Source organism: Streptomyces sp. PTL18 (assembly GCF_059510295.1).
The window spans coordinates 154,372-174,511 of the sequence record NZ_JCAJZO010000006.1 but is presented as its reverse complement, the minus strand read 5'-3'; the positions used below and the strand labels follow the sequence as shown (position 1 = coordinate 174,511).

The following is a 20,140-nucleotide window of genomic DNA, read 5'->3' as shown; positions in this document are numbered from 1 at the left end:
GTGAAGGAGGACGGGGCGGACCGAGAGGCTCCGGTCCGCCCCACCACGCTGGTGCCCTAGGGCGTGCCCCGGGTGAAGACCGCGACGGTACGGCCCGGAACGGCGAACGTGCCGGATTCCGCCGCGAAGGAGGCCGACTTGACGACAGGGTCCGCGCCCCCGGCCTGCACCGGGTGCAGCGCGTAATGCTGTCCGGCCAGGGCGGCGACCGTCTGCTCCTTGGCCGTCGGCGTCGCGTTGAAGACGACGACCAGGTCGCCCAGCTCCATCGTGATCACGCCGGGTGTCTCGTCCTTCCCGGAGAGCGGGAAGGAGAGGTGCGACTGCACCTGGTCGGCGGTGGCGAGGGAGAAGACGGGCTCGGTGGTCCGGATCCGCAGCAGATCCCGGTAGGCGGCCGAGGCACCGGTGATCTGCGGGCAGCCCACCTTGACGCTCGTCAGCAGCGGCCGGGCGTAGTCCCACGTGGACCGGTTGTCGGCGGCCATGGGCAGCCCGCGGCCGAAGCCGTTGCCGTCGGCGCAGTCCCAGTGGATGGCGTTGAACCAGTCGCCGCTGTCGAAGGAGTTGCGGTCCAGCGACTTCGAGCGCAGCAGGTCGGTGCCCGCCTGGGACAGGGACGGCCCCTGCGAGAGGGCGGCCGTGGCCATCGCCAGCACCTGCATCCGGGCCCGGTCCGCAGCCGGGGTGTCCTTCGGCAGCTTGTACGTCAGCGCGTCGAACAGCGACTCGTTGTCGTGCGCGTCGACGTAGGCGAGGGCGTCACCGGGCGCGTCCGCGTAGCCGGCGGGCGAGCCGCCGTAGTCGATCACCGCGCCGGTGACCTCCTTGCCGTCCGTGTCCGTGAAGTGGTACTTGGCGAGGTTGCCGGTCAGCCCCACCTTGATCAGGTCCTGGTAGTGCAGCAGCCGGGCCTTCTGCTCGGCCGGAGTGCCGTTCGCGGTGGAGGTGTTCGGGTCGGTGTACAGCCCGGACGCGAAGCCCTGGATGCCGGGGTCGGAGTCGAAGGGGCTGCCGCCGCGCACGGCGTCACGGGCGCGGTCGGAGAAGGTGGCGATGCCGGTGCCGGCCATGTTCTTCTGCGTGGCCTGCACGAACCGGGCGTCGTTCGCGACCTCCCCGAAGTTCCAGCCCTCCCCGTACAGGATGATCTTCTTGCCGTCGACGCCGTCCTTGGCGGGGGTCAGCGCGTCGAGGGCCTTCCGTACCGCCAGGATGTTGGCCTTCGGGTGGTGGCCCATGAGGTCGAAGCGGAACCCGTCGACCTTGTAGTCCCTGGCCCAGGTGACGATCGAGTCCACGACCAGCTTGCCCATCATCGCGTTCTCCGGCGCCGTGTTGGCGCAGCAGGTGCTGTTGGCCACGGAGCCGTCGGCGAGGAGCCGCTGGTAGTAGCCGGGCACGATGCGGTCGAGCACGGAGGTGTCGGCCTCACCGGCGGCCGCCGTGTGGTTGTAGACGACGTCCATGACGACCCGGAGGCCGTCCTGGTTGAGCGCCTGCACCATCCTGCGGAACTGGACCGTGCGGGCGGTGCCGTCGGGGTCGGTCGCGTACGAGCCCTCGGGGACCGTGTAGTGGTACGGGTCGTAGCCCCAGTTGTAGGCGTCCTTCGCGGCGGTCTTCGCCACGCACTCCTGCTGCTGGTCGGAGTCGGCCGGGTAGGAGGCCAGGTCGCAGTCGGGAGTGGCCTGGTCGGCCTTCCTCTCGGGGACGGTGGCGATGTCGAAGGCCGGCAGCAGGTGCACGTACGACGTGCCGGCCCTGGCCAGTGCGCGCAGATGCTTCGAGCCCTCGCTGTTCTTGTCGGTGAAGGCCAGGTAGGTGCCCCGGTCCTTGGCCGGGACGGTGTTGTCGGCCACCGAGAAGTCACGGATGTGCAGTTCCTGGATCTGCGCGTCCCTCAGCGGCACGGCCTTGGGCTTGTGCAGGTCCGACCAGCCCTTCGGGGCGAGGGACCTGTCGTTCAGGTCGACCACGAGGCTGCGCTCGGAGTTCGCGGTGAGCGCGTCCGAGTACGGGTCGGTGACCTCGTTGGTGACCACCTTGCGCACGCTGGGCGCCCACACCTTCACGACGTACCGGTAGGGCTTGCCCTTCCAGGACGCGGGACCGGTGACGGACCAGACGCCGGTGGCGCCGTTCCGGTGCATCGTCACGCGGTGTCCGTCGAGGTCCAGGCGGACGGACTGGGCTGTCGGCGCCCACACCGACAGGGTGGGCCTGCCGTGGTGGAAGACCGGGCCCAGCGCGGCCTCGGTGGCGCCGGCGTACAGGTCGTCCAGCACACCGGCGATCTGCACACCGGTCGCGGCCAGCACCGCGCCGTTCGCGGCCCGCTGGGAGGCCACGAGCTGCCCGTTCAGGGCCTCGCGCACCCGGTCCCGGTCACGCGGGTCGACGGACCAGGCGGTGTAGTCCTTGAGGTGCGGGAACTTCGCCTTCTGGGTGTCGCTGAGGGTGGTCTTCGTCAGCCGGAGCCAGCGCTCGTCGTCGCTGGTCAGCGTCCCGTCCTTGACGGTGATCGAGCCGTCGTGGGAGTACAGCAGCTGGGTGGAGGCGGCGCCCTCGGCGCCGTTCCAGGCGACGGTGTTCCGGTCGATCCAGATCGCCTTGGAGGTGGTCGGGTCGAGCGCGGCCGCGCTGCCCGCCGGCTGCGGCAGCAGGTACTTCTCCCGGCCGTTCAACAGCCACACCTCGTAGCCATCGGCCTTGAGGTCGAGGGACTGGTCGGCCGGGAGATCCTTCTCGTCGCCCTTGTGGACGATGTAGCTGAGGCTGGTGGCACCGGCGGCGAGCGGCACCTCGAAGACCGCGCCGTACGCGTCGGTCCGCACCGGCTTCAGGGGGGCGGCCCAGTCGGTGGGGTTCGCGGCACCGGTCCACACGTGCAGGCCCCAGCCGTCGTAGTCGCCGTCGGCGCGGTGGTAGTGGATGACGGCCTTGGTGTGGTCCTGCGCGGGATAGTCGGGCTTCTGCGTGAGGACGTCCGTCTTCCCCTGCTCGACCCACACCTCCCCCGTCCTGGTGACGTCGATGCTCCGGTCGGCGGAGACGTCCTTGTTGCCGTCCTTGTCGACGACCAGGAAGCCGACGTTGGAGGCGCCGGGCCTGAGCCTGACCCAGGCGAACGCGCCGTAGGCGTCGCGGCCGGTGAAGGGGTGGCTGGCGGGCCAGTTCGTGGCCTCGCCGTCGGCGATGTCGCCCCAGGCGTACAGGCCCCAGTTGCCGTAGTCGCCGTCGGTGCGCTTGTAGTGGACGATCACGTAGTCCCGGGAGGAGGCCGTGGGGACCTCCGGCGCGGGCGGGGTGCCGGTGGTGCTGCTCGCCGTGGCGCTCGCGGTGTGCCCGGCCGAGTCGACGACGACCGCCTTGTAGCGCAGGGCGGTCCCGGCGGGTACGTCCGTGCCGATGGTCTGGGTGACCTTGTAGGGGGCGTGGTCGGCGGAGCCGAGCGTCTTCCACCTGCCGTTTCCGACCTGGGCCGCGAAGACGACACGGTTCAGCCCTCCCCCGTCGACGTCGGCGGTGACCTCGACGGTGCCGGTGGCCCCGGTGGCCGGGGCCCTGAGGGTGAGGACCGGCTTCGTGGCGGGCTCGGCGAGGGTACCGGCGGCCTTGTAGACGACGGCGGTACCGGCCGGGACGGTGACGGTGAGCTTGCGGTCGCCGTCGGTGGTGAGGGTGTCCTTCGTGCCGTGGATGCCGTGGTACGCCATGTGCGCCGAGCCGGTCGCGAAGGTCGCCGTCTTCGCCTCGTCCGCGTTGTTGAGCGCGACGACGTACTCCTGGCCCGTCTTCGCGTCGGTGCGGGTGAAGGCGTAGACGCCGGCGCCGTCGGCCGCGTAGCGCTCGGTCTGGACGCCGTCGGTCAGCGCCGGGTTGGCCTCGCGCAGCTCGGCGAGAGCGGCGATCTCCTTGTAGAGCGGTGCGCTCGTGTCGTAGGAGTCGCTCGCGTGGGTGCGGTCGGTGCCGATCTCGTCGTCGTCGAGGTAGTCGGCGACCTTGGAGGCGAACATGGTCTGGCGGGCGTCCTTGTCGCCGCCGGAGCCGGTGAAGCCCTGTTCGTCGCCGTAGTAGACCACCGGGTTGCCACGGCTGAGGAACATCACCTCGTTGGCCAGGCGGTCCTTCCGGAGCAGCTCGGCGTCGGACGCCTTCGGGTTGTCCTGCTCGAGGAAGTGCCCGATGCGGCCCATGTCGTGGTTGCCGAGGAAGGTGACCTGCTCATAGGCGTTGGCCTTGTCGGTCGTGTACGTGTAGTCGTCCGCGAAGACGTCCGCGAGCTTCTGCGCGCTGCCGCCCTGGGAGGCGTAGGTGCGGACCGCGTCCTGGAAGGGGAAGTCGAGCGTCGCGTCGAGGCGGCCCTGGGTGACGTACGGCGAGGTGATGGAGGTGTCGGCCGAGTAGACCTCGCCGAACATGAAGAAGTTCTTCCGGCCGTGCGCCGCCGCGTACGTGTCGAGCGCGGTCGCCCACTGGGTCCAGAACGGCATGTCGACGTGCTTGACGGTGTCGATCCGGAAGCCGTCGACGGCGAAGTCCTTCACCCACCGCTCGTAGATCTTCTCCATGCCGTGCACGACCTCGGGACGCTCGGTCCACAGGTCGTCCAGGCCGGAGAAGTCGCCGTACGTGGTGGACTCGCCGGCGTAGGTGGAGTCGCCACGGTTGTGGTACATCGTCGGGTCGTTGAGCCAGGACGGGACCTTGATGTTGCTCGCGACCTGCGGGGTGTACGGGAAGGAGCCGGTGTCGACGGCCGGGAACTTCCTGCCGCCGGCGGCGTAGTCGGCGTCGTCGAAGGGCCGGCCGTCCTTGGTCAGATAGGGGAAGGCGCCCTTGGAGAGGTAGTCGGACGCCTTCTCCTTGTAGTTCACGACGTCGGCGGTGTGGTTGGTGATGACGTCGAAGAAGACCTTCATGCCCTTGGCGTGCGCCTTGGAGATGAGGGTCTTCAGGTCCTTGTTCGTGCCGAAGTGCGGGTCGACCTGGGTGAAGTCGGTGACCCAGTACCCGTGGTACCCGGCCGATGCGTTCGCACCCGTGCCCTGAACGGGCTGGTTCTTGAAGATCGGGGCCATCCAGATGGCGGTGGTCCCCAGGCCCTTGATGTAGTCGAGCCGGTCGGTGAGGCCCTTGAGGTCGCCGCCCTGGTAGAAGCCCTTGTCGGTGGGGTCGTAGCCGGTGGCCAGGCGTGAGCCGGTGAGTCCGCCGCGGTCGTTGGAGGGGGTCCCGTTGGCGAAACGGTCCGGCATGACGAAGTAGAACTGCTCGCGGGTGTCACCGTGCCGGGCGGGCTGCGCGGCCAGCCGGGCGTCGGAGGGGGGCGCGGGCGGGGTGGCGGCGTGCGCCGTGAGGGGCGGGAGAAGAGCGGCGGCGAGCGCGGCGACGAGGCCGGCGGCGACCCTCCTCCGGTCCGGGGTGCGGCGCGTCCCGGGCGCCGGCCATCTCGGTATCACAGGCGTGAACTCCTTGCGAATACGGCTCAGGTGGGTCCGACCCCTGCGCCGCGGGACGGCTTCGTCGCCGGGCGCCCGCGTGACCGTATCGCCGACGAAAGGTTTACAGCAAGAGGGTTGAAAGTGACAGCAAGAACTTTCATCGTCAACCTTGACGTGACCTTCTCAACACGCCCGCGTTCCCACCTGGTTGAGAGAAGAACCCCACCTTTCGGAGCCGCAGATGAACAGACGCCGAGCCCCGGGTGTCTTCCACCGCAGCGCGAGCGCCGTGGCCGCCGGCGCCCTGGCGCTCGCGGGCGCGACAGCGCTGCCCGCCGCGCCCGCACGGGCGGACGGCACCTACGCGAACGTGACCGACGGCGGGGCGACGAAGACCGCCGTGTCCGGGGGCAACGCGAGCATCACGGTCCCGGCGAAGAGCGCGGTGGCGTTCCACAACGCGGACTGCACGTGCACGGTCGGCTGCACCGACACGGGCGGCGGCTCGACCCCGACGGTGAGCGCGACCGTCAACCGGAACGGCGGACGACGGGCGAAGCGTCAAGGTCTCGCACCTGCGGCGCGACCCGCGTGCCGCCCTGCACATGCAGGGCGGCGACGTGTGGTCGTTCGCCGTCGCCGAAGGCGCGGCCGAGGTCTCCGGGGTCACGACGGTTCCGGGCGACGCGGTCGGCCGGGAACTGCTGGAGACGATCCCGCAGGCCGCGAGGCCGGACGACGAAGACGCGTTCCTCGAGCAGCCGGTGGCCGAGCGCCGAGTGGTCATCCGGTTGAGGTGAACCGGCGGTACGGCACGGCGCTCGCCATCGACCGCTGGGACGTGGAGCCTCCGAACGCGGCGCGGCGCACGGCACGAGGAGTCGATGGCCTGGGGGTGACCTGACGTCAGGAAGCCGTCCACCACACGGTGGTGTCCGACGGCAGCTTCGCCTCCGCGTCCGCGATCGTCACCTCCGCGCTGGCGACCAGGACGCGCCCGTACGCCGGGATCGTCACCGCCTCACCCGTCGTGTTCGCCACGCAGACGAAGTCGCCCCGGCGGAGGGCCAGGACGCCCTCGGGGGCCTTGAGCCACTCCACCTCGTCGCCCGCGCCCAGGTCGGGGTGGGCGCGGCGGGCGGCGAGGGCCGTGCGGTACAGCTCCAGGGTGGAGTCCGGTACGCCCTGCTGGGCCTCCACGCTCAGCTCGGCCCAGTTCGCCGGCTGCGGGAGCCAGCTGCCGCCGCTGCCGAAGCCGTACGACGAGCCGGTACGCGTCCACGGGATCGGGACCCGGCAGCCGTCGCGGAAGCCGTCCTGGCCGGCGCCCCGGAAGTAGGCGGGGTCCTGGCGTACTTCGTCGGGGAGGTCCACGACATCCGGGAGGCCCAGTTCCTCGCCCTGGTAGACATACGCCGAACCCGGCAGCGCCAGCATCAGCAGGGTCGCCGCCCTCGCCCGCCTGAGGCCGAGTTCCCGGTCGCCGGCGTCGCGGATCTGGGTGCCGAGGGCGGCGTCGTGGGCGAAGCGGGTGGCGTGCCGGGTCACGTCGTGGTTGGACAGGACCCAGGTGGCGGGGGCGCCGACGGGGCGCATGGCGTCCAGGGTGCGGTCGATGACGTCGCGCAGTTCCGCCGCGTCCCAGTGGGTGCTCAGGTACTGGAAGTTGAAGGCCTGATGCAGTTCGTCCGGGCGGACGTAGTGCGCGGTGCGCTCGATCGTCGGGGTCCAGGCCTCCGCCACGAAGATTCGGTCGCCCGTGTACTCGTCGAGGATGGTGCGCCACTCGCGGTAGATCTCGTGCACACCGTCCTGGTCGAAGAACGGCATGACATCGTTGCCCAGCAGCTTGAGCTGGTCGTGGGCACCCAGGTCGGGCAGCCCCTCCGCCTTCACCAGGCCGTGGGCGACGTCGATACGGAAGCCGTCGACGCCCATGTCCAGCCAGAAGCGGAGGATGGAGCGGAACTCGTCGCCGACGGCCGGGTGGTTCCAGTTGAAGTCGGGCTGTTCGGGCGCGAACAGGTGCAGGTACCACTCGCCGGGGGTGCCGTCCGGTTCGCTGACCCGCGTCCATGCCGGGCCGCCGAAGATGGACTCCCAGTCGTTCGGCGGGAGTTCGCCGTTCCGGCCCTTGCCCGGGCGGAAGTGGTAGCGGTCCCTGAGCGGTGATCCCGGCCCCTCGGCGACCGCTCGCCTGAACCATTCGTGCTGGTCCGAGGAGTGGTTGGGGACGAGGTCGACGATGATGCGCAGGCCCAGCCCGTGGGCGTCGCGGATCAGCGCGTCCGCGTCCAGCAACGTACCGAACATGGGGTCGACGGCACGGTAGTCCGCGACGTCGTAGCCGGCGTCGGCCTGCGGTGAGGCGTAGAAGGGGCTGAGCCACACGGCGTCCACGCCGAGGTCGCGCAGATACGGGAGTCGGGAACGTACGCCCTCCAGGTCGCCCATGCCGTCGCCGTTGCTGTCGGCGAAGCTGCGCGGATAGACCTGGTAGATCACCGCGTCCCGCCACCAGTCGCGGTGGGAGGCGACGGTGGCGAGGGCGGTGTTCGGGGCCGGGTCGGCGGAGTGCTGGCTCATGGCGTCCTTGATAACGAGGTTCGGGTCATGGGCATGGGTACGGCGGTCGGGTGACGAGGCGGCCGCGGTGGCAGCGGGGTCGGATGGGCGCACCGCGGCCGCCACCCGCGCGGCACGCCGCGCGGGAGCCGGGAAGAACGTCGGGCTCAGCCCTTCGTGCCGCCCGCGGTGAGGCCGGTCACCAGGTTCTTCTGCACCAGGTAGAAGAACGCGGACACGGGTATCGCGATCAGCACCGCGGTGGCGGCCATCAGGTTGCGCTGGGCGTCGTGCTCGCTGACGAAGCTCTGCAGGCCGACGGCGAAGGTGTAGTGGGAGTCGCTCAGCATGAACGTCGAGGCGAAGGCGACCTCGCCGAACGCGGTGAGGAAGGCGTAGAACGCGGCGACCGCGAGGCCCGGCTTGGCGAGCGGCAGGATCAGCCTGACGAAGGTGCCGAAGGGGCTGAGTCCGTCGACCCGGCCCGCCTCGTCGATCTCGAAGGGGATCGTGTCGAAGTACCCCTTCAGCAGCCAGGCGCAGTAGGGCACGATCGTCGTGCTGTTGATCACGATCAGGCCGAGGTAGGTGTCGATGAGCCCCAGGTCCGACATGATCTGGTACATCGGCACGATCAGGACGGCGATCGGGAACATCTGGGTGAGCAGCAGCAGCCACATGAACTTCCGGTAGCCGGGGAAGCGCATGCGGGAGACGGCGTATCCGGTGGTGGCGGCGATCAGCACGCCGATGACCGTGGTGCCGGCGACGACGACCAGCGTGCTCTTCAGCCAGTCGAAGAAGCTGGTGTGCTGGAGGACGAACGCGTAGTTGTCCAGCGTCATCGTGTGCCAGATCTGTCCCGGGTGCAGGTAGTCGTCCTTGTCCGGACCGAGGGACAGGAAGATCAGCCAGCCGACCGGGAAGAAGGCGATCAGGCTCGCGACGATCAGCACCGTGTGCGAGGCGAGGTGCGCGAGCGGGCCGTGCTCGCCGCGCCGGCGCGCCCTGCGCCGCGGGGTGTCCGCGACGGGCCGCCCGGTCACCGCGGAGGAGGTCTCGACCGTGGTCGTACTCATTTCGGACTCCTGCCTTAGATCGCGAGCTGCTGGTCGTTGCGGTTCAGCCAGCGGCGGTAGAAGGAGGTGAAGACGATCAGGATGGCCAGCAGCAGGATGCCGTAGGTGGCGGACTGCGCGAAGTCACGCGGCTGCTGACCGAAGCCCAGGTAGTACGCCCAGGTGACGAGGATCTGGGCGTCCGGCGCCGTGTTGCCGAACAGCAGGAAGATGATGGCGAACTGGTTGAAGGTCCAGATGACGCCGAGCAGGACGACGGTGGAGCTGACGGACCTCAGTCCCGGCACGGTGACGTACCGGAAGCGCTGCCAGGCGCTCGCGCCGTCCATCTCGGCGGCCTCGTACAGCGAGGCGTCGATGGCCTGCAGCCCGCCGAGCAGCGACAGCATCATGAACGGTACACCGCACCAGGTGTTGACCATGATCGCGGCGAACCGCTGCCAGAAGGTGTCCTCCAGCCACTGCGGCTGGGGCAGGTGGAGGGCGTGCAGGGCGGCGTTGATGATGCCGCTGTCGGCGAGCATGAAGCGCCAGCCGAAGACGGTGACGAAGGTGGGCACGGCCCAGGGCAACACCAGGATCAGCCGGTAGAGGGTGCGCCCGCGGAAGTTCTTCTTGAGCAGCAGCGCGAGGCCCAGGCCGATGGTGTAGTGCAGGGTGACGCAGACGACCGTCCACACGATCGTCCAGATGAAGTGCGACCAGAAGCGGTCGTAGGACAACGGGCCGAACAGGACGTCCTTGTAGTTGCCGAGCCCGATGAACTTGTAGGTGGCGCCGATGTGGTTGACGCCGATCGTGCGGGCGCTGTTGAGGCTGTTGGCGTCGGTCAGCGTGAGGTAGAAGCCGTACACCAGCGGATAGATCACGAGCGCGCCGAGCACGACGGCGACCGGGGTGATCATCGCGTAGGCGTACCAGTGCTTCTGGTAGGCGTGTTTGATGCGCCGGCCCAGGCCGGGCCGGGGCCCGCGGTCACCGCGGCGCTTGCCGGTCGCGCGGTCGATGGCGACAGTCATGGTGCGACACCTTCGAGGGGATCAGGGGAGATCGAGGGGCGGGCCCGGGCACAGCCCGGTGGCCGCCGGATCCCTCCCCCAGGTTCCTGTGCGGAGGATCCGACGGCCACTCGGCTCACTTGCTGAAGTCGGGGACCAGCTTGGCGATCGCGAGTTCCACGTTGCTCAGGCCCTTGTCCAGCGGTTCCGAGCCGCCGGCGATCTTGGGCAGCTCGGTGTCGAGCGGGCCCCACAGGGAGCTGTACTCGGGCAGCGCCGGGCGCGGCTGGGCGGCGGGCAGGACCGCCTGGTAGCCGGCGATGCCGGGGTCGGCCTTGACCTGGGCGGTGTAGGCGTCGTCGCGCGTGGGCAGCGTGGAGTTCTTCAGGGCGATGGTCTCCTGGGACTTCGCCGAGGTCATGAAGTTGACGAACTTCAGGGCCGCTTCCTGGTGGGCCTTGTCGGAGCCGGCGTAGACCGAGAGGTTGTGGCCGCCGGTCGGGGCACCCGCCTTGCCGGTGGAGCCGGCCGGGACGGTGGCGATGCCGAGGTTGGACTTGTCCTGGAAGGCGGAGCCCTTGTAGAAGTTCGTGATCTCCCAGGGACCCTGGATGATCGAGGCCACCTTGCCGTTGACGAACGCGTCCTGGATGTGGGCGTACGCGTCGGCGGTGGTGTCGGCCTTGTGCAGGCCCTGTCCGTGGAAGAGGCTGAGCCAGGTGCCGTAGGCCTTCTTCGCGGCGGCCGAGTCCACGGTGATCTTCTTGGCGCCGGCGTCGACGGTGTCGGTGCCCTCGCCGTAGAGGAAGGTCTGGGCGTAGTAGGCCTGGGTGGAGCCCCAGTAGCCGTAGACGTTCTCCTTGGCGTCGATCTTGGCGGAGTCGGCCTTCAGCTCGTCCCACGTCTTGGGGGGCGTGGTGATGCCGGCCTTCTTGAAGAGGGCCTTGTTGTAGACGAGGGCGAGGGTGTCGGTGACCAGCGGCACGCCGTAGGTCTTGCCGTCGTACTGGGCCTGCTTGATCAGACTGGGCTGGAACTTGCTCCGGTCGGCCAGGGCCTCGGTGCCGTCCAGCGGCAGGAAGTAGCCCTTCTTGGCGAAGGCAGGGGTCCAGCCGACCTCGGACCGCAGCACGTCGGGGGCGCCCTTGGAGCCTGCGGCGGTGTCGAACTTGTTCTGCGCCTGGTCGAAGGGGACGTTGACGTACGTGACCTTGATGGTCGGGTTGGCCTTCTCGAAGTCCGCGATCAGTGCCTTGTACGTCGGCGCCTCATTGGTGGCGTTGGAGGTGTCCCACCAGGTGATGGTGACCGGGCCGTCGGACTTGCCGCCGCCGCTGTCACTTCCGCCGCAGGCCGTCGCCGCGAGGGCGAGGGACGCCACCAGCGCGGTGGCCGCTATGCCACGCCGCATGAGTTCTCCTTGAGGGTGAAAGCCCGTGTGCAGGTGACGGTCCCGTCCGCCGTCCCTGTCGACTTGCCGACTGCGCCGTTGCGGCCGCCGGGCGACGGTGAACGTAACAGCGATGCAAGCCTTGCGAAAGACCTTGCAGCAAAAAAGTGCAAGACCGCATGATGGTTACGTCGTCGTGACCTCGTCGTGAGGGGCCGTAGACCTGGATTCTGCGCTGCTGGGCGGGGTCGTGACGGGACTGCGAGCACTTGTGCAAGACTCTGCAAGGGCTTGCCACACATCACCGGCACGGGACTCATCCCGTTGCGGACCGGACGCCGAACACGACATGAGGGAGCGCGATGACGCAGCAACCCGCACCGGGCCGTTCCACCGCGCGGACCCGGCGTCCGTTTGATACACAAACGGAGGTTCGACCGGTACAGTCCGGTGCCGTGACCACACGGCTTGCCGACATCGCGGCGCAGGCGGGGGTCAGCGAGGCGACCGTCAGCCGTGTCCTGAACGGAAAGCCGGGCGTCGCGGCGACCACCCGCCAGTCCGTGCTGGCCGCCCTCGACGTGCTCGGCTACGAGCGCCCGGTCCGGCTGCGGCAGCGCAGCGAGGGCCTGGTGGGCCTGATCACCCCGGAGCTGGAGAACCCGATATTCCCCGCCCTCGCCCAGGTCATAGGCCAGGCCCTGACCCGGCAGGGGTACACGCCGGTGCTGGCGACGCAGACGCCGGGCGGTTCCACCGAGGACGAGCTGACGGAGATGCTCGTGGACCGCGGGGTCGCCGGGATCATCTACGTCTCCGGGCTCCACGCGGACACCACGGCCGACATGCAGCGCTACGAACGGCTGCGCGCCCAGGGCGTGCCGTACGTGCTGGTCGACGGGTTCTCGCCGAAGGTGCAGGCGCCGTTCATCTCCCCCGACGACCGCGCGGCGATGGCACTCGCGGTCACGCACCTGGCCTCGCTGGGGCACACCCGGATCGGGCTCGCGCTCGGGCCCAAGCGGTTCGTGCCGGTGCAGCGCAAGATCGAGGGCTTCGTGCGCACCATGCAGGAGCAGCTCGGGCTGAGCGTGGAGGACGTCGAGACCCGGCTGATCCAGCACTCCCTCTACACCCTCGAAGGCGGCCAGGCGGCGGCGTCCGCGCTGATCGACCGGGACTGCACGGCGGTGGTGTGCGCGAGCGACATGATGGCGCTCGGGGCGATACGGGCGGCTCGGCAGCGGGGGCTGGAAGTCCCCACGGACATCTCGGTGGTGGGCTTCGACGACTCGCCGCTCATCGCGTTCACGGACCCGCCGCTGACGACGATCCGCAAGCCGGTCCCCGCGATGGGACAGGCGGCGGTGCGCACGTTGCTGGAGGAGATCGGCGGCACGCCCGCGCCCCACAGTGAGTTCGTTTTCATGCCGGAGCTGGTGGTGCGCGGGTCGACGGCTTCGGCCCCCGGGGACCGGAATCGTCCCTAGTGCCGCAACAGGCGACGTCCGCCCCGTCGCGACGCCCGGCACGCTCCCCCGAGCTCTTCGAGCAGGGGGTGCCCCCAGAGCACGCACCGCACGCCGCTCCTGGACGGGCGGACGTCGCCTGCCGGCACCAGACCGGGCAGGGGTTCCGGCGCTGTTCACCAGAACGCCGGTCGGACAACAGACAGCCGGGCTCCTTCCAGGGATGATCGGCGCGGATCGGCTTTTCTGGCACACTCTGTACCTATGGGTGACAGGACCGTGACGGCGGTGGTGGGGAGCCGGGAACAGGCCGGTCCCCGGCCCGACACGAGCGCGGTGCGGGAGCGTGCGCTCACCGGCCCCCTGGGCCGGATCCGCACCCCTCGCCGCCCCCGCTTCTGGTTCGAGATCCTGCTGATCGCACTGAGTTACTGGACGTACTCACTGATCCGCAACGCCGTACCGGAGCAGAAGGCCGAGGCGCTGGGCAACGCCGACTGGGTGTGGCGGCTGGAGAACCATCTGGGCGTCGCCGTCGAGGACTCGGTCAATCACACCGTGAACGCGGTGACATGGCTGATCGTCGGGATGGACTACTACTACGCCACACTGCACTTCGTGGTGACGCTGTCCGTGCTGGTGTGGCTGTACCGCAGCCATCCGGGCCGGTACGCGGCCACCCGGCTGGCCCTGTTCGCCACGACCGGGTTGGCGCTGCTCGGCTACTACTTCTTCCCGCTGGCGCCGCCGCGCCTGATGAACGGCGGGCACTTCGTCGACACGGTGGTCGTGCACCACACGTGGGGCTCGATGGCGTCGGGCGACCTGAAGGACATGTCGAACCAGTACGCGGCGATGCCGTCGATGCACATCGGCTGGTCGCTGTGGTGCGGTCTGACGATCTTCGCGCTGTCGACGGTGCCGTGGGCGCGGGTCCTCGGGCTGCTGTACCCGGCGACGACACTGGTGGTGATCGTCGCCACGGCCAACCACTTCTGGCTGGACGCGGTGGGCGGCACGCTGTGCCTGGCGGGCGGCTTCACGGTGGCCCGCCTCTGGTACGGCGCGCTGCCGTACGAAGTGCCGCGACGGGTGGCGACGGCGGGCGAGCCCGCGCCGGTGGCGGTGCGGGCGTGACGCACCACCGTGCGGACGGGCCCTGCCGCCGCTGACGCGTCACGCCCCGTAGAACAGTGCCTCCACCACGCCCCGTGCCCGGCGTGTCGTCCGCCGGTAGTCGTCCAGCATGTCCCCGACATGGCCCGGGCCGTACCCGAGGTAGCGGCCCACGGCGGCCAGCTCACGGGCCTCGGAGGGGAACGTGTCGCCGGCGCGGCCCCGGACCAGCATCACCGCGTTGCGCACCCGGGTGGCCAGGACCCAGGCCTCGTCCAGGATCGCGGCGTCCTCCTCGGAGATCAGGTCGGCGGCGCACGCGGCGGCGAGGGCGGCGCGGGTGCGGGTGGTGCGCAGGCCCGGTACCGACCGGCCGTGCTGGAGCTGCAGCAGCTGGACCGTCCACTCCACGTCCGACAGACCGCCGCGGCCCAGCTTGGTGTGCAGGGTCTTGTCGGCGCCCCGCGGCAGCCGTTCGGACTCCATGCGGGCCTTCAGGCGCCGGATCTCGCGTACGGCGTCGTCGCCGAGCCCCTGCGCGGGGTAGCGCAGCGGGTCGATCAGCTCGATGAAGCGGCGCCCCAGGTCCTCGTTCCCGGCGACGGGCTCGGCCCGCAGCAGCGCGTGCGCCTCCCACGTCAGCGACCAGCGCCGGTAGTAGGCCTCGTACGACGTCAGGGTGCGCACCAGCGGCCCGGACCTGCCCTCGGGTCTGAGGTCGGCGTCGATGAGCAGGGGCGGGTCGGTGCTCGGGAGCTGCAGCAGCCGCCGCATCTCCGAGACCACCTTGTTCGCGGCCTCGGCCGCCTCCCGCTCGTCCACGCCCTCCTGCGGCTCGTGCACGAAGATCACGTCGGCGTCGGAGCCGTAGCCCAGCTCGTGCCCGCCGAAGCGGCCCATGCCGATGACGGCGAACCGGGTGGGCAGGGTGTCGCCCCAGCCGTCCCGTACCACCGCCCGCAGGGTGCCCGCGAGGGTCGCCGCCGTCAGGTCGGAGACCGCGCCGCCGACCAGGTCCACGAGGGCGCCCTGGTCGGGTCGGGCCGGGGTCTCCTCGGTGCCGTAGGAGCCGACGATGTCCGTGGCGGCCGTACGGAACAGCTCCCGGCGCCGTACGCCGCGCGCCACCGTGACCGCCTGCGCGGCGTTCTCGGCACGGCCCACGGCGGCGAGGATCTCCTGTTCGAGGTGCGCGCGCGAGCGGGGTTCGAGTCCGCCGCCGTCCCCGTCGCCCAGCAGGGCCACCGCCTCGGGGGCCCGCATCAGCAGGTCGGGGGCGAGCCGGCCGGCCGACAGGACGCGGGCGAGGTTCTCGGCGGCGGCGCCCTCGTCCCGCAGCAGCCGCAGGTACCAGGGGGTCTTGCCGAGCGCGTCGGAGACCTTGCGGAAGTTGAGCAGTCCCGCGTCCGGGTCCGCGGAGTCGGCGAACCAGCCGAGCAGCACGGGCAGCAGGGTGCGCTGGATGGCGGCCTTGCGGGTGACGCCGGACGCCAGCGCCTCCAGGTGGCGCAGGGCGGCGGCGGGGTCCGCGTAGCCGAGGGCGACGAGCCGCTCCCGGGCCGCGTCGGGGCTCAGCCTGGCCTCGCCGGGCGCGAGTTGGGCGACGGCGTCGAGCAGCGGCCGGTAGAAGAGCTTCTCGTGCAGCCGGCGGACGACGCCGGTGTGCCGCTTCCACTCGCGGTTCAGCTCGCCGACGGGGTCGGTGCGCAGGCCGAGGGAGCGGCCCAGGCGCCGCTGGTCGGCCTCGTCCTCGGGGACGAGGTGGGTGCGGCGCAGCCGGTAGAGCTGGATGCGGTGCTCCATGGAGCGCAGGAAGCGGTAGGCGTCGTCGAGCTGGGCGGCGTCGGCACGGCCGACGTAGCCGCCGGCGGCGAGGGCCTTGAGCGCGTCGAGGGTGGTGCCGCTGCGCAGCGAGGTGTCGGACCGTCCGTGCACCAACTGCAGCAGCTGGACGGCGAATTCGACGTCCCTGAGGCCGCCCGGACCGAGCTTCAGCTCACGCTCGACCTCCCCCGCGGGGATGTTCTCGACGACCCGGCGGCGCATCTTCTGCACGTCGGCGACGAAGTTCTCCCGCTCGGCGGCCTGCCAGACGAGCGGGGAGAGGGTGGCGATGTACTGCTCGCCCAGATCGGGGTCGCCGGCCACCGGGCGCGCCTTGAGCAGGGCCTGGAACTCCCAGGTCTTGGCCCAGCGCTGGTAGTAGGCGAGGTGGCTGGTCAGGGTGCGCACCAGCGGACCGTTTCTGCCCTCGGGGCGCAGATTGGCGTCCACCGGCCAGATGCTGCCCTCGACGGTCGCCTCGGAGCAGATCCGCATCATGTGCGAGGCCAGCCGGGTGGCGGCCTGCAGGGCCTTGCGCTCGTCGGCGCCGCTCACGGCCTCGCCGACGAAGATGACGTCGACGTCGGAGACGTAGTTGAGCTCGTGGCCGCCGCACTTGCCCATCCCGATCACCGCGAGCCGGCACAGCGCGGCGTCGCCGGGGGCGGTGGCGCGGGCGATGCCGAGGGCGGCGCGCAGGGTGGCGGTGGCGAGGTCGGCCAGCTCGGCGGCGGCCTGGGCGACGTCGGTGGTGCCGCAGACGTCGCGCGCGGCGATCGACAGCAGGCAGCGGCGGTAGGCGACGCGGAGGGAGACGGGGTCGCCGGCCGCGGCGAGCTGCCGCTCGAACTCCTCCACCCCGGGGTGGAGGTCGTGCGGCTCGTAGTTCACCAGGGCGTGCCAGTCGCCGGGGTGGCGGGCGAGGTGGTCGGCGAGCGCCACGGAGGCGCCGAGGACACCGAGCAGCCGGTCGCGCAGGGGCTTGGCCGAGATCAGGGTGTCGAGGAGCTCGCGGCGGGCGGTGGGGGTGGGTTGCGCCTCCAGCAGCCGGACGAGGCCGCCCAGCGCCAGATCGGGGTCGGCGGTGGCGCCCAGGGCGTCGAGCAGGACGGGGTCGGACCTTATCGGCGCCAGCTCGACGCTCTCCAGCAGCCGCTCGGCCGCGGAGGGGTCGGTGAAACCGTGTCGCAGCAGTCGGGTGAAGGTGCTGCTTCTGCGCCCCTGGGGCACGGTCATCCCTCGGCCTCCCGAGCATCGAGATCAAGGTCCTGCCGCTCTGAGCGTAACCGGAGACGGGGACGGGAGCGCCGGGGTGGTGCCCTCCGGTGCTCGCGGGGAGCGGGCGCACCACCGGTACGTCGCGCGCGACAGCGCCCCCGAGGCCCGTCCCGCGGACGTCGGTCCGGTGGCCCACGAGGGCTCACCGCCGCCCGGCGGCGTGCTCGGCGCGGGGTCCGCCGCGCGGTTGCGCGCCGCGACAAGGAGCAGCCCGCCGCAAGGCGGCCGTCACCGGACAGGCCCGCAGGGTCGTTCAGGGTCTGCGGCCTCGGAAGGTGCGGCGCAGGTCGCTCACCCAGGCGTCGGGGTTCTCCCAGGGGATGAAGTGGCCGCCGTGGTCGTGGGCGTTGACGTTGACGTGGTTGAACCAGTCGGCCGGCGGGCCGGTCCTGAACGCCCGGACGCGCTCGGCGGCGGTGCGGACGCCGGGCGGGTTCTCGTACGTGACGAAGGTGAGGCCGACGGGAGCCTGCACGACCGGGGTGCGGTCGTGGGCGGGGACCCAGGGGTAGCGGTTGGCGTTGGCGTAGTAACGCATCGACGTGGCGATGGAGTTGTTCACCCAGTAGATCGTGGCGTGGGTGAGCAGGTCGTCCTTGGTGAAGACGGACTCGAGGTCGCCGCCGTTGTCGCTCCAGGCGTTCCAGCGCTCCAGCAGCCAGGCGAGCAGTCCGGCGGGTGAGTCGCTGAGCGCGTGGGCCAGGGTGGCGCCGTCGAGCATGTGCACGGCGAGGTGGGACGCCCAGCGGTGGTCCAGCTCGATGATGCGGGCGCGGACGTCGGCGGGCTGGTCGTCGGTGAGGGGCCGGTTCCGGGCGAAGTCCCAGGCGCGGGGGCCGGTGAAGAAGTCGAGCGGCAGCCCGGAGCCGATGTGGATGCCGTACAGCTCGTCGGCGTACTTGTGGCCGAGCTGACTGGAGACGATCCCGCCGATGTCGCAGCCCCCGGCGGCGTACTTCTCGTATCCCAGGGTCTCGGTCATCAGGGTGTGCCAGAGGTCGGAGACCTTCCAGAAGTTGACGTCCGGAAAGCCGGTGAGCGGGCCGGGGAAACCGAAGCCGGGCAGGGACGGCACGATGACGTCGAAGGCGTCGGCGGGGTCACCGCCGAACGCGGCCGGGTCGGCGAGCGGGTCGATCACCTTCGACCAGTGCCAGAACGTCCACGGCCAGCCGTGGGTGAGGATCAACGGGATCGGACGGGGACCTCGGCCGGGCTTGCGCATGAAGTGCACCGGGACACCGGCGACGCTCACCCGGTAGTGCTCGTGGACGTTGATGGCGGCCTCGGCCTCGCGCCAGTCGTAGCCGTCCCGCCAGTAGGCGACCAGCTCACGAAGACAGCTGTCGGGGACGCCGTAGGACCAGTCCCCGTTCCCCTCGTCCAGCGGCGGACGGGTCAGTGCGAGACGGGCGCGCAGGTCATCGAGGACCTCGTCGGGCACATGGATCGGTGTGGGCTCCAGGGGGAAGGCGTGCGGGATGGTCATGCCGTGCCTCCTTACGGGACGGGGGAAGCGGTGCCGACGGCCTGCCGGGCGGGGTGAGAAACCGACGAAACGGGTCTCGGCAGATGAGGGACGTCACCGCAGGGGCCTGTTTCCGGTTTCCATGATCCTTGTGAGACACCGCACAGCCGGGTCGGACGCCGCAACAGGCCCCGGCACGTGAGCCATCTCACGGGTGAGGGCCTGTCTTCGTCGTCCGGTGGCGCCGGAGCCGGGCCGAAGATCCGCCGCTGCTTCGACGGAGCGGCGGACGCCTGGTGGCGGAAGCGGCAGCCAAGTGGCGCACCCGGCTCCGGAACCCGCCACCGGGCCCCGTACGACGTCGGCAGGGTTCCCTACCGGGCCGAGCCGCCGACAGCCATGCCCGGCAGGCCTCCGGTTTCGTGCCGGCCGCCGTGGCACGCGAGAAGTCCTCCCGGACGCGGACGTACGCAGGAACCTCCTCGAACCCGCTCCGGCGGCCGGGGACGAGATCCGCGCGGATGCGCAGGCCGCCGGGCGGCGGTGGCGAGGTGTCAGTCGCCCGGCCGGAGCCCCGGCGCCGGCGTGAAGGCATGCCGCAACTGGTGCGGCACCTCCTCCCCCAGCAGCCGCCGCATCGTCTCCGCCGCGCGGACCGCCGCGTCGGCGCAGCAGTTGTTGAACAGGACGTGCACCTGCTCCGTCCGCTCGGCCAGGTCCCGCACCCGCGGCACCCACTCCGCCAGCTCACCCGCGGTGTACGTGTGCCGGTAGGCGTCCTCCTTGGACCCGGTGCCCCAGTGCGGGCTGCGCCCGTGGAAGCGGACGACGGCGAGGCGCCGCGCCGTGACCGGCACGACGGGCGGCACCGAGACCGGCAGTCCCTGCGCGGTGTCCACGGCGACCGCGGTGGCGTCCAGATCCGCGAGCAGTGCGGCGGTGGCCGGGCCCCTCTTCCCCCGCCACCACTCCGGGTGCCGGAACTCCACGGCGAACGGCCAGTCCCGGGCCCGTTCACGGCACGCCCGCACGAACGCCTCGGAGCGTGCGCCGGGAGCAAGGGACGGCGGGAACTGGAACAGCACCGTCCCGAGCCGTCCGGCCCACCGCAGCGGCTCCAGCGCCTCGGCGAAGCGCGCCCACAACTCGTCGAGCAGCCCCGCGTCACCGCCGTCCGGATCGGGGGCGCGCCGGCGGGCCAGGGCCGACCGGAGGTCGGCGGGCAGCGCCTCCGGCCGCGTCGGATGCCCCGTCAGCAGCGAGAACGCCTTGACGTCGAAGACGAAGCCGTCCGGTGTGCGCTCCGCCCACAGGCGGCTGGTGCGTTCGCCGGGCAGCGCGTAGTACGAGAAGTCAGCCTCCACCAGGGGAAACCGCTCGGCGTAGAACCGCAGCCGCCCCTCCGCATCGCGCCGCCCCCGCGGATACCAGCCGCTCGTCACCAGCGCCCGGTCCGTCCAGGAACACGTCCCCACCAGGATGTCGCCCATGGGCGCCGTATACCCGGGG

The 20,140-nt window shown here is 70.9% G+C and carries 11 protein-coding genes and 1 pseudogene; 3 read left to right on the top strand and 9 right to left on the bottom strand.

The features are described from left to right. Nucleotides 1-56: 56 nt before the first annotated feature. Nucleotides 57-5,462, bottom strand: a complete 5,406-nt coding sequence (pulA, locus tag AC5WS8_RS13945) for a pullulanase-type alpha-1,6-glucosidase (protein WP_496103675.1) — start codon at nt 5,460-5,462, stop codon at nt 57-59. A 342-nt stretch (nt 5,463-5,804) separates the two neighbouring features. After that, a complete protein-coding gene (locus AC5WS8_RS13940; protein WP_496103674.1) occupies nt 5,805-5,978 on the bottom strand; it encodes a hypothetical protein in 174 nt (57 codons plus the stop codon). Nucleotides 5,979-6,004: 26 nt separating this feature from the next. Here AC5WS8_RS13940 and AC5WS8_RS13935 point away from each other — a divergent pair. After that, nucleotides 6,005-6,348 (top strand): annotated as a pseudogene (locus AC5WS8_RS13935) (pyridoxamine 5'-phosphate oxidase family protein); the annotation flags it as partial. Nucleotides 6,349-6,350: 2 nt separating this feature from the next. Here AC5WS8_RS13935 and AC5WS8_RS13930 read toward each other — a convergent pair. The 4 genes from AC5WS8_RS13930 to AC5WS8_RS13915 all read right to left on the bottom strand — a co-directional run bounded on the left by AC5WS8_RS13930 (nt 6,351) and on the right by AC5WS8_RS13915 (nt 11,497). Further along, nucleotides 6,351-8,030, bottom strand: coding sequence for a glycoside hydrolase family 13 protein (locus AC5WS8_RS13930; RefSeq protein ID WP_496103673.1), 1,680 nt, complete (start codon nt 8,028-8,030; stop codon nt 6,351-6,353). 146 nt (nt 8,031-8,176) lie between these two features. Continuing rightward, nucleotides 8,177-9,088 (bottom strand): sugar ABC transporter permease, encoded by a 912-nt coding sequence (locus AC5WS8_RS13925; protein ID WP_496103672.1) that lies wholly within the window; start codon nt 9,086-9,088, stop codon nt 8,177-8,179. Between the two features lie 14 nt (nt 9,089-9,102). Continuing rightward, nucleotides 9,103-10,107 carry a carbohydrate ABC transporter permease gene (locus AC5WS8_RS13920; RefSeq protein WP_496103671.1) on the bottom strand — a complete coding sequence of 335 codons (1,005 nt, stop codon included), beginning with the start codon at nt 10,105-10,107 and terminating at the stop codon, nt 9,103-9,105. A gap of 115 nt (nt 10,108-10,222) precedes the next feature. Then, the gene (locus AC5WS8_RS13915) at nt 10,223-11,497 is read right to left on the bottom strand and encodes an extracellular solute-binding protein (RefSeq protein WP_496103670.1); all 1,275 of its coding nucleotides are present in this window, start codon (nt 11,495-11,497) and stop codon (nt 10,223-10,225) included. A 434-nt stretch (nt 11,498-11,931) separates the two neighbouring features. On the opposite strand from AC5WS8_RS13915, the gene AC5WS8_RS13910 reads away from it, so the two are divergent. Both AC5WS8_RS13910 and AC5WS8_RS13905 read left to right on the top strand, forming a co-directional pair. Further along, nucleotides 11,932-12,966 carry a LacI family DNA-binding transcriptional regulator gene (locus tag AC5WS8_RS13910; protein WP_496103669.1) on the top strand — a complete coding sequence of 345 codons (1,035 nt, stop codon included), beginning with the start codon at nt 11,932-11,934 and terminating at the stop codon, nt 12,964-12,966. 243 nt (nt 12,967-13,209) lie between these two features. Then, the gene (locus tag AC5WS8_RS13905; protein WP_496103668.1) at nt 13,210-14,082 is read left to right on the top strand and encodes a phosphatase PAP2 family protein; all 873 of its coding nucleotides are present in this window, start codon (nt 13,210-13,212) and stop codon (nt 14,080-14,082) included. A 39-nt stretch (nt 14,083-14,121) separates the two neighbouring features. Here the strand turns inward: AC5WS8_RS13905 and AC5WS8_RS13900 are convergent, their stop codons facing one another. The 3 genes from AC5WS8_RS13900 to AC5WS8_RS13890 form a co-directional block, all read right to left on the bottom strand. Then, nucleotides 14,122-17,121, bottom strand: a complete 3,000-nt coding sequence (locus AC5WS8_RS13900) for a bifunctional [glutamine synthetase] adenylyltransferase/[glutamine synthetase]-adenylyl-L-tyrosine phosphorylase (RefSeq protein WP_496103667.1) — start codon at nt 17,119-17,121, stop codon at nt 14,122-14,124. 295 nt (nt 17,122-17,416) lie between these two features. Beyond that, complete coding sequence (locus AC5WS8_RS13895) at nt 17,417-18,652, bottom strand: epoxide hydrolase family protein (protein ID WP_496103666.1); 1,236 nt, start codon at nt 18,650-18,652, stop codon at nt 17,417-17,419. A gap of 533 nt (nt 18,653-19,185) precedes the next feature. Continuing rightward, nucleotides 19,186-20,121 (bottom strand): DUF72 domain-containing protein, encoded by a 936-nt coding sequence (locus AC5WS8_RS13890; protein WP_496103665.1) that lies wholly within the window; start codon nt 20,119-20,121, stop codon nt 19,186-19,188. Nucleotides 20,122-20,140 lie beyond the last annotated feature (19 nt).

Bases quoted from the DNA above. Each gene is read 5' to 3' on its own strand.
- AC5WS8_RS13930 (WP_496103673.1), bottom strand. From the start codon at position 8,030: ATGAGCCAGCACTCCGCCGACCCGGCCCCGAACACCGCCCTCGCCACC.
- AC5WS8_RS13925 (WP_496103672.1), bottom strand. From the start codon at position 9,088: ATGAGTACGACCACGGTCGAGACCTCCTCCGCGGTGACCGGGCGGCCC.
- AC5WS8_RS13920 (WP_496103671.1), bottom strand. From the start codon at position 10,107: ATGACTGTCGCCATCGACCGCGCGACCGGCAAGCGCCGCGGTGACCGC.
- AC5WS8_RS13915 (WP_496103670.1), bottom strand. From the start codon at position 11,497: ATGCGGCGTGGCATAGCGGCCACCGCGCTGGTGGCGTCCCTCGCCCTC.
- AC5WS8_RS13905 (WP_496103668.1), top strand. From the start codon at position 13,210: ATGGGTGACAGGACCGTGACGGCGGTGGTGGGGAGCCGGGAACAGGCC.
- AC5WS8_RS13900 (WP_496103667.1), bottom strand. From the start codon at position 17,121: ATGACCGTGCCCCAGGGGCGCAGAAGCAGCACCTTCACCCGACTGCTG.
- AC5WS8_RS13895 (WP_496103666.1), bottom strand. From the start codon at position 18,652: ATGACCATCCCGCACGCCTTCCCCCTGGAGCCCACACCGATCCATGTG.
- AC5WS8_RS13890 (WP_496103665.1), bottom strand. From the start codon at position 20,121: ATGGGCGACATCCTGGTGGGGACGTGTTCCTGGACGGACCGGGCGCTG.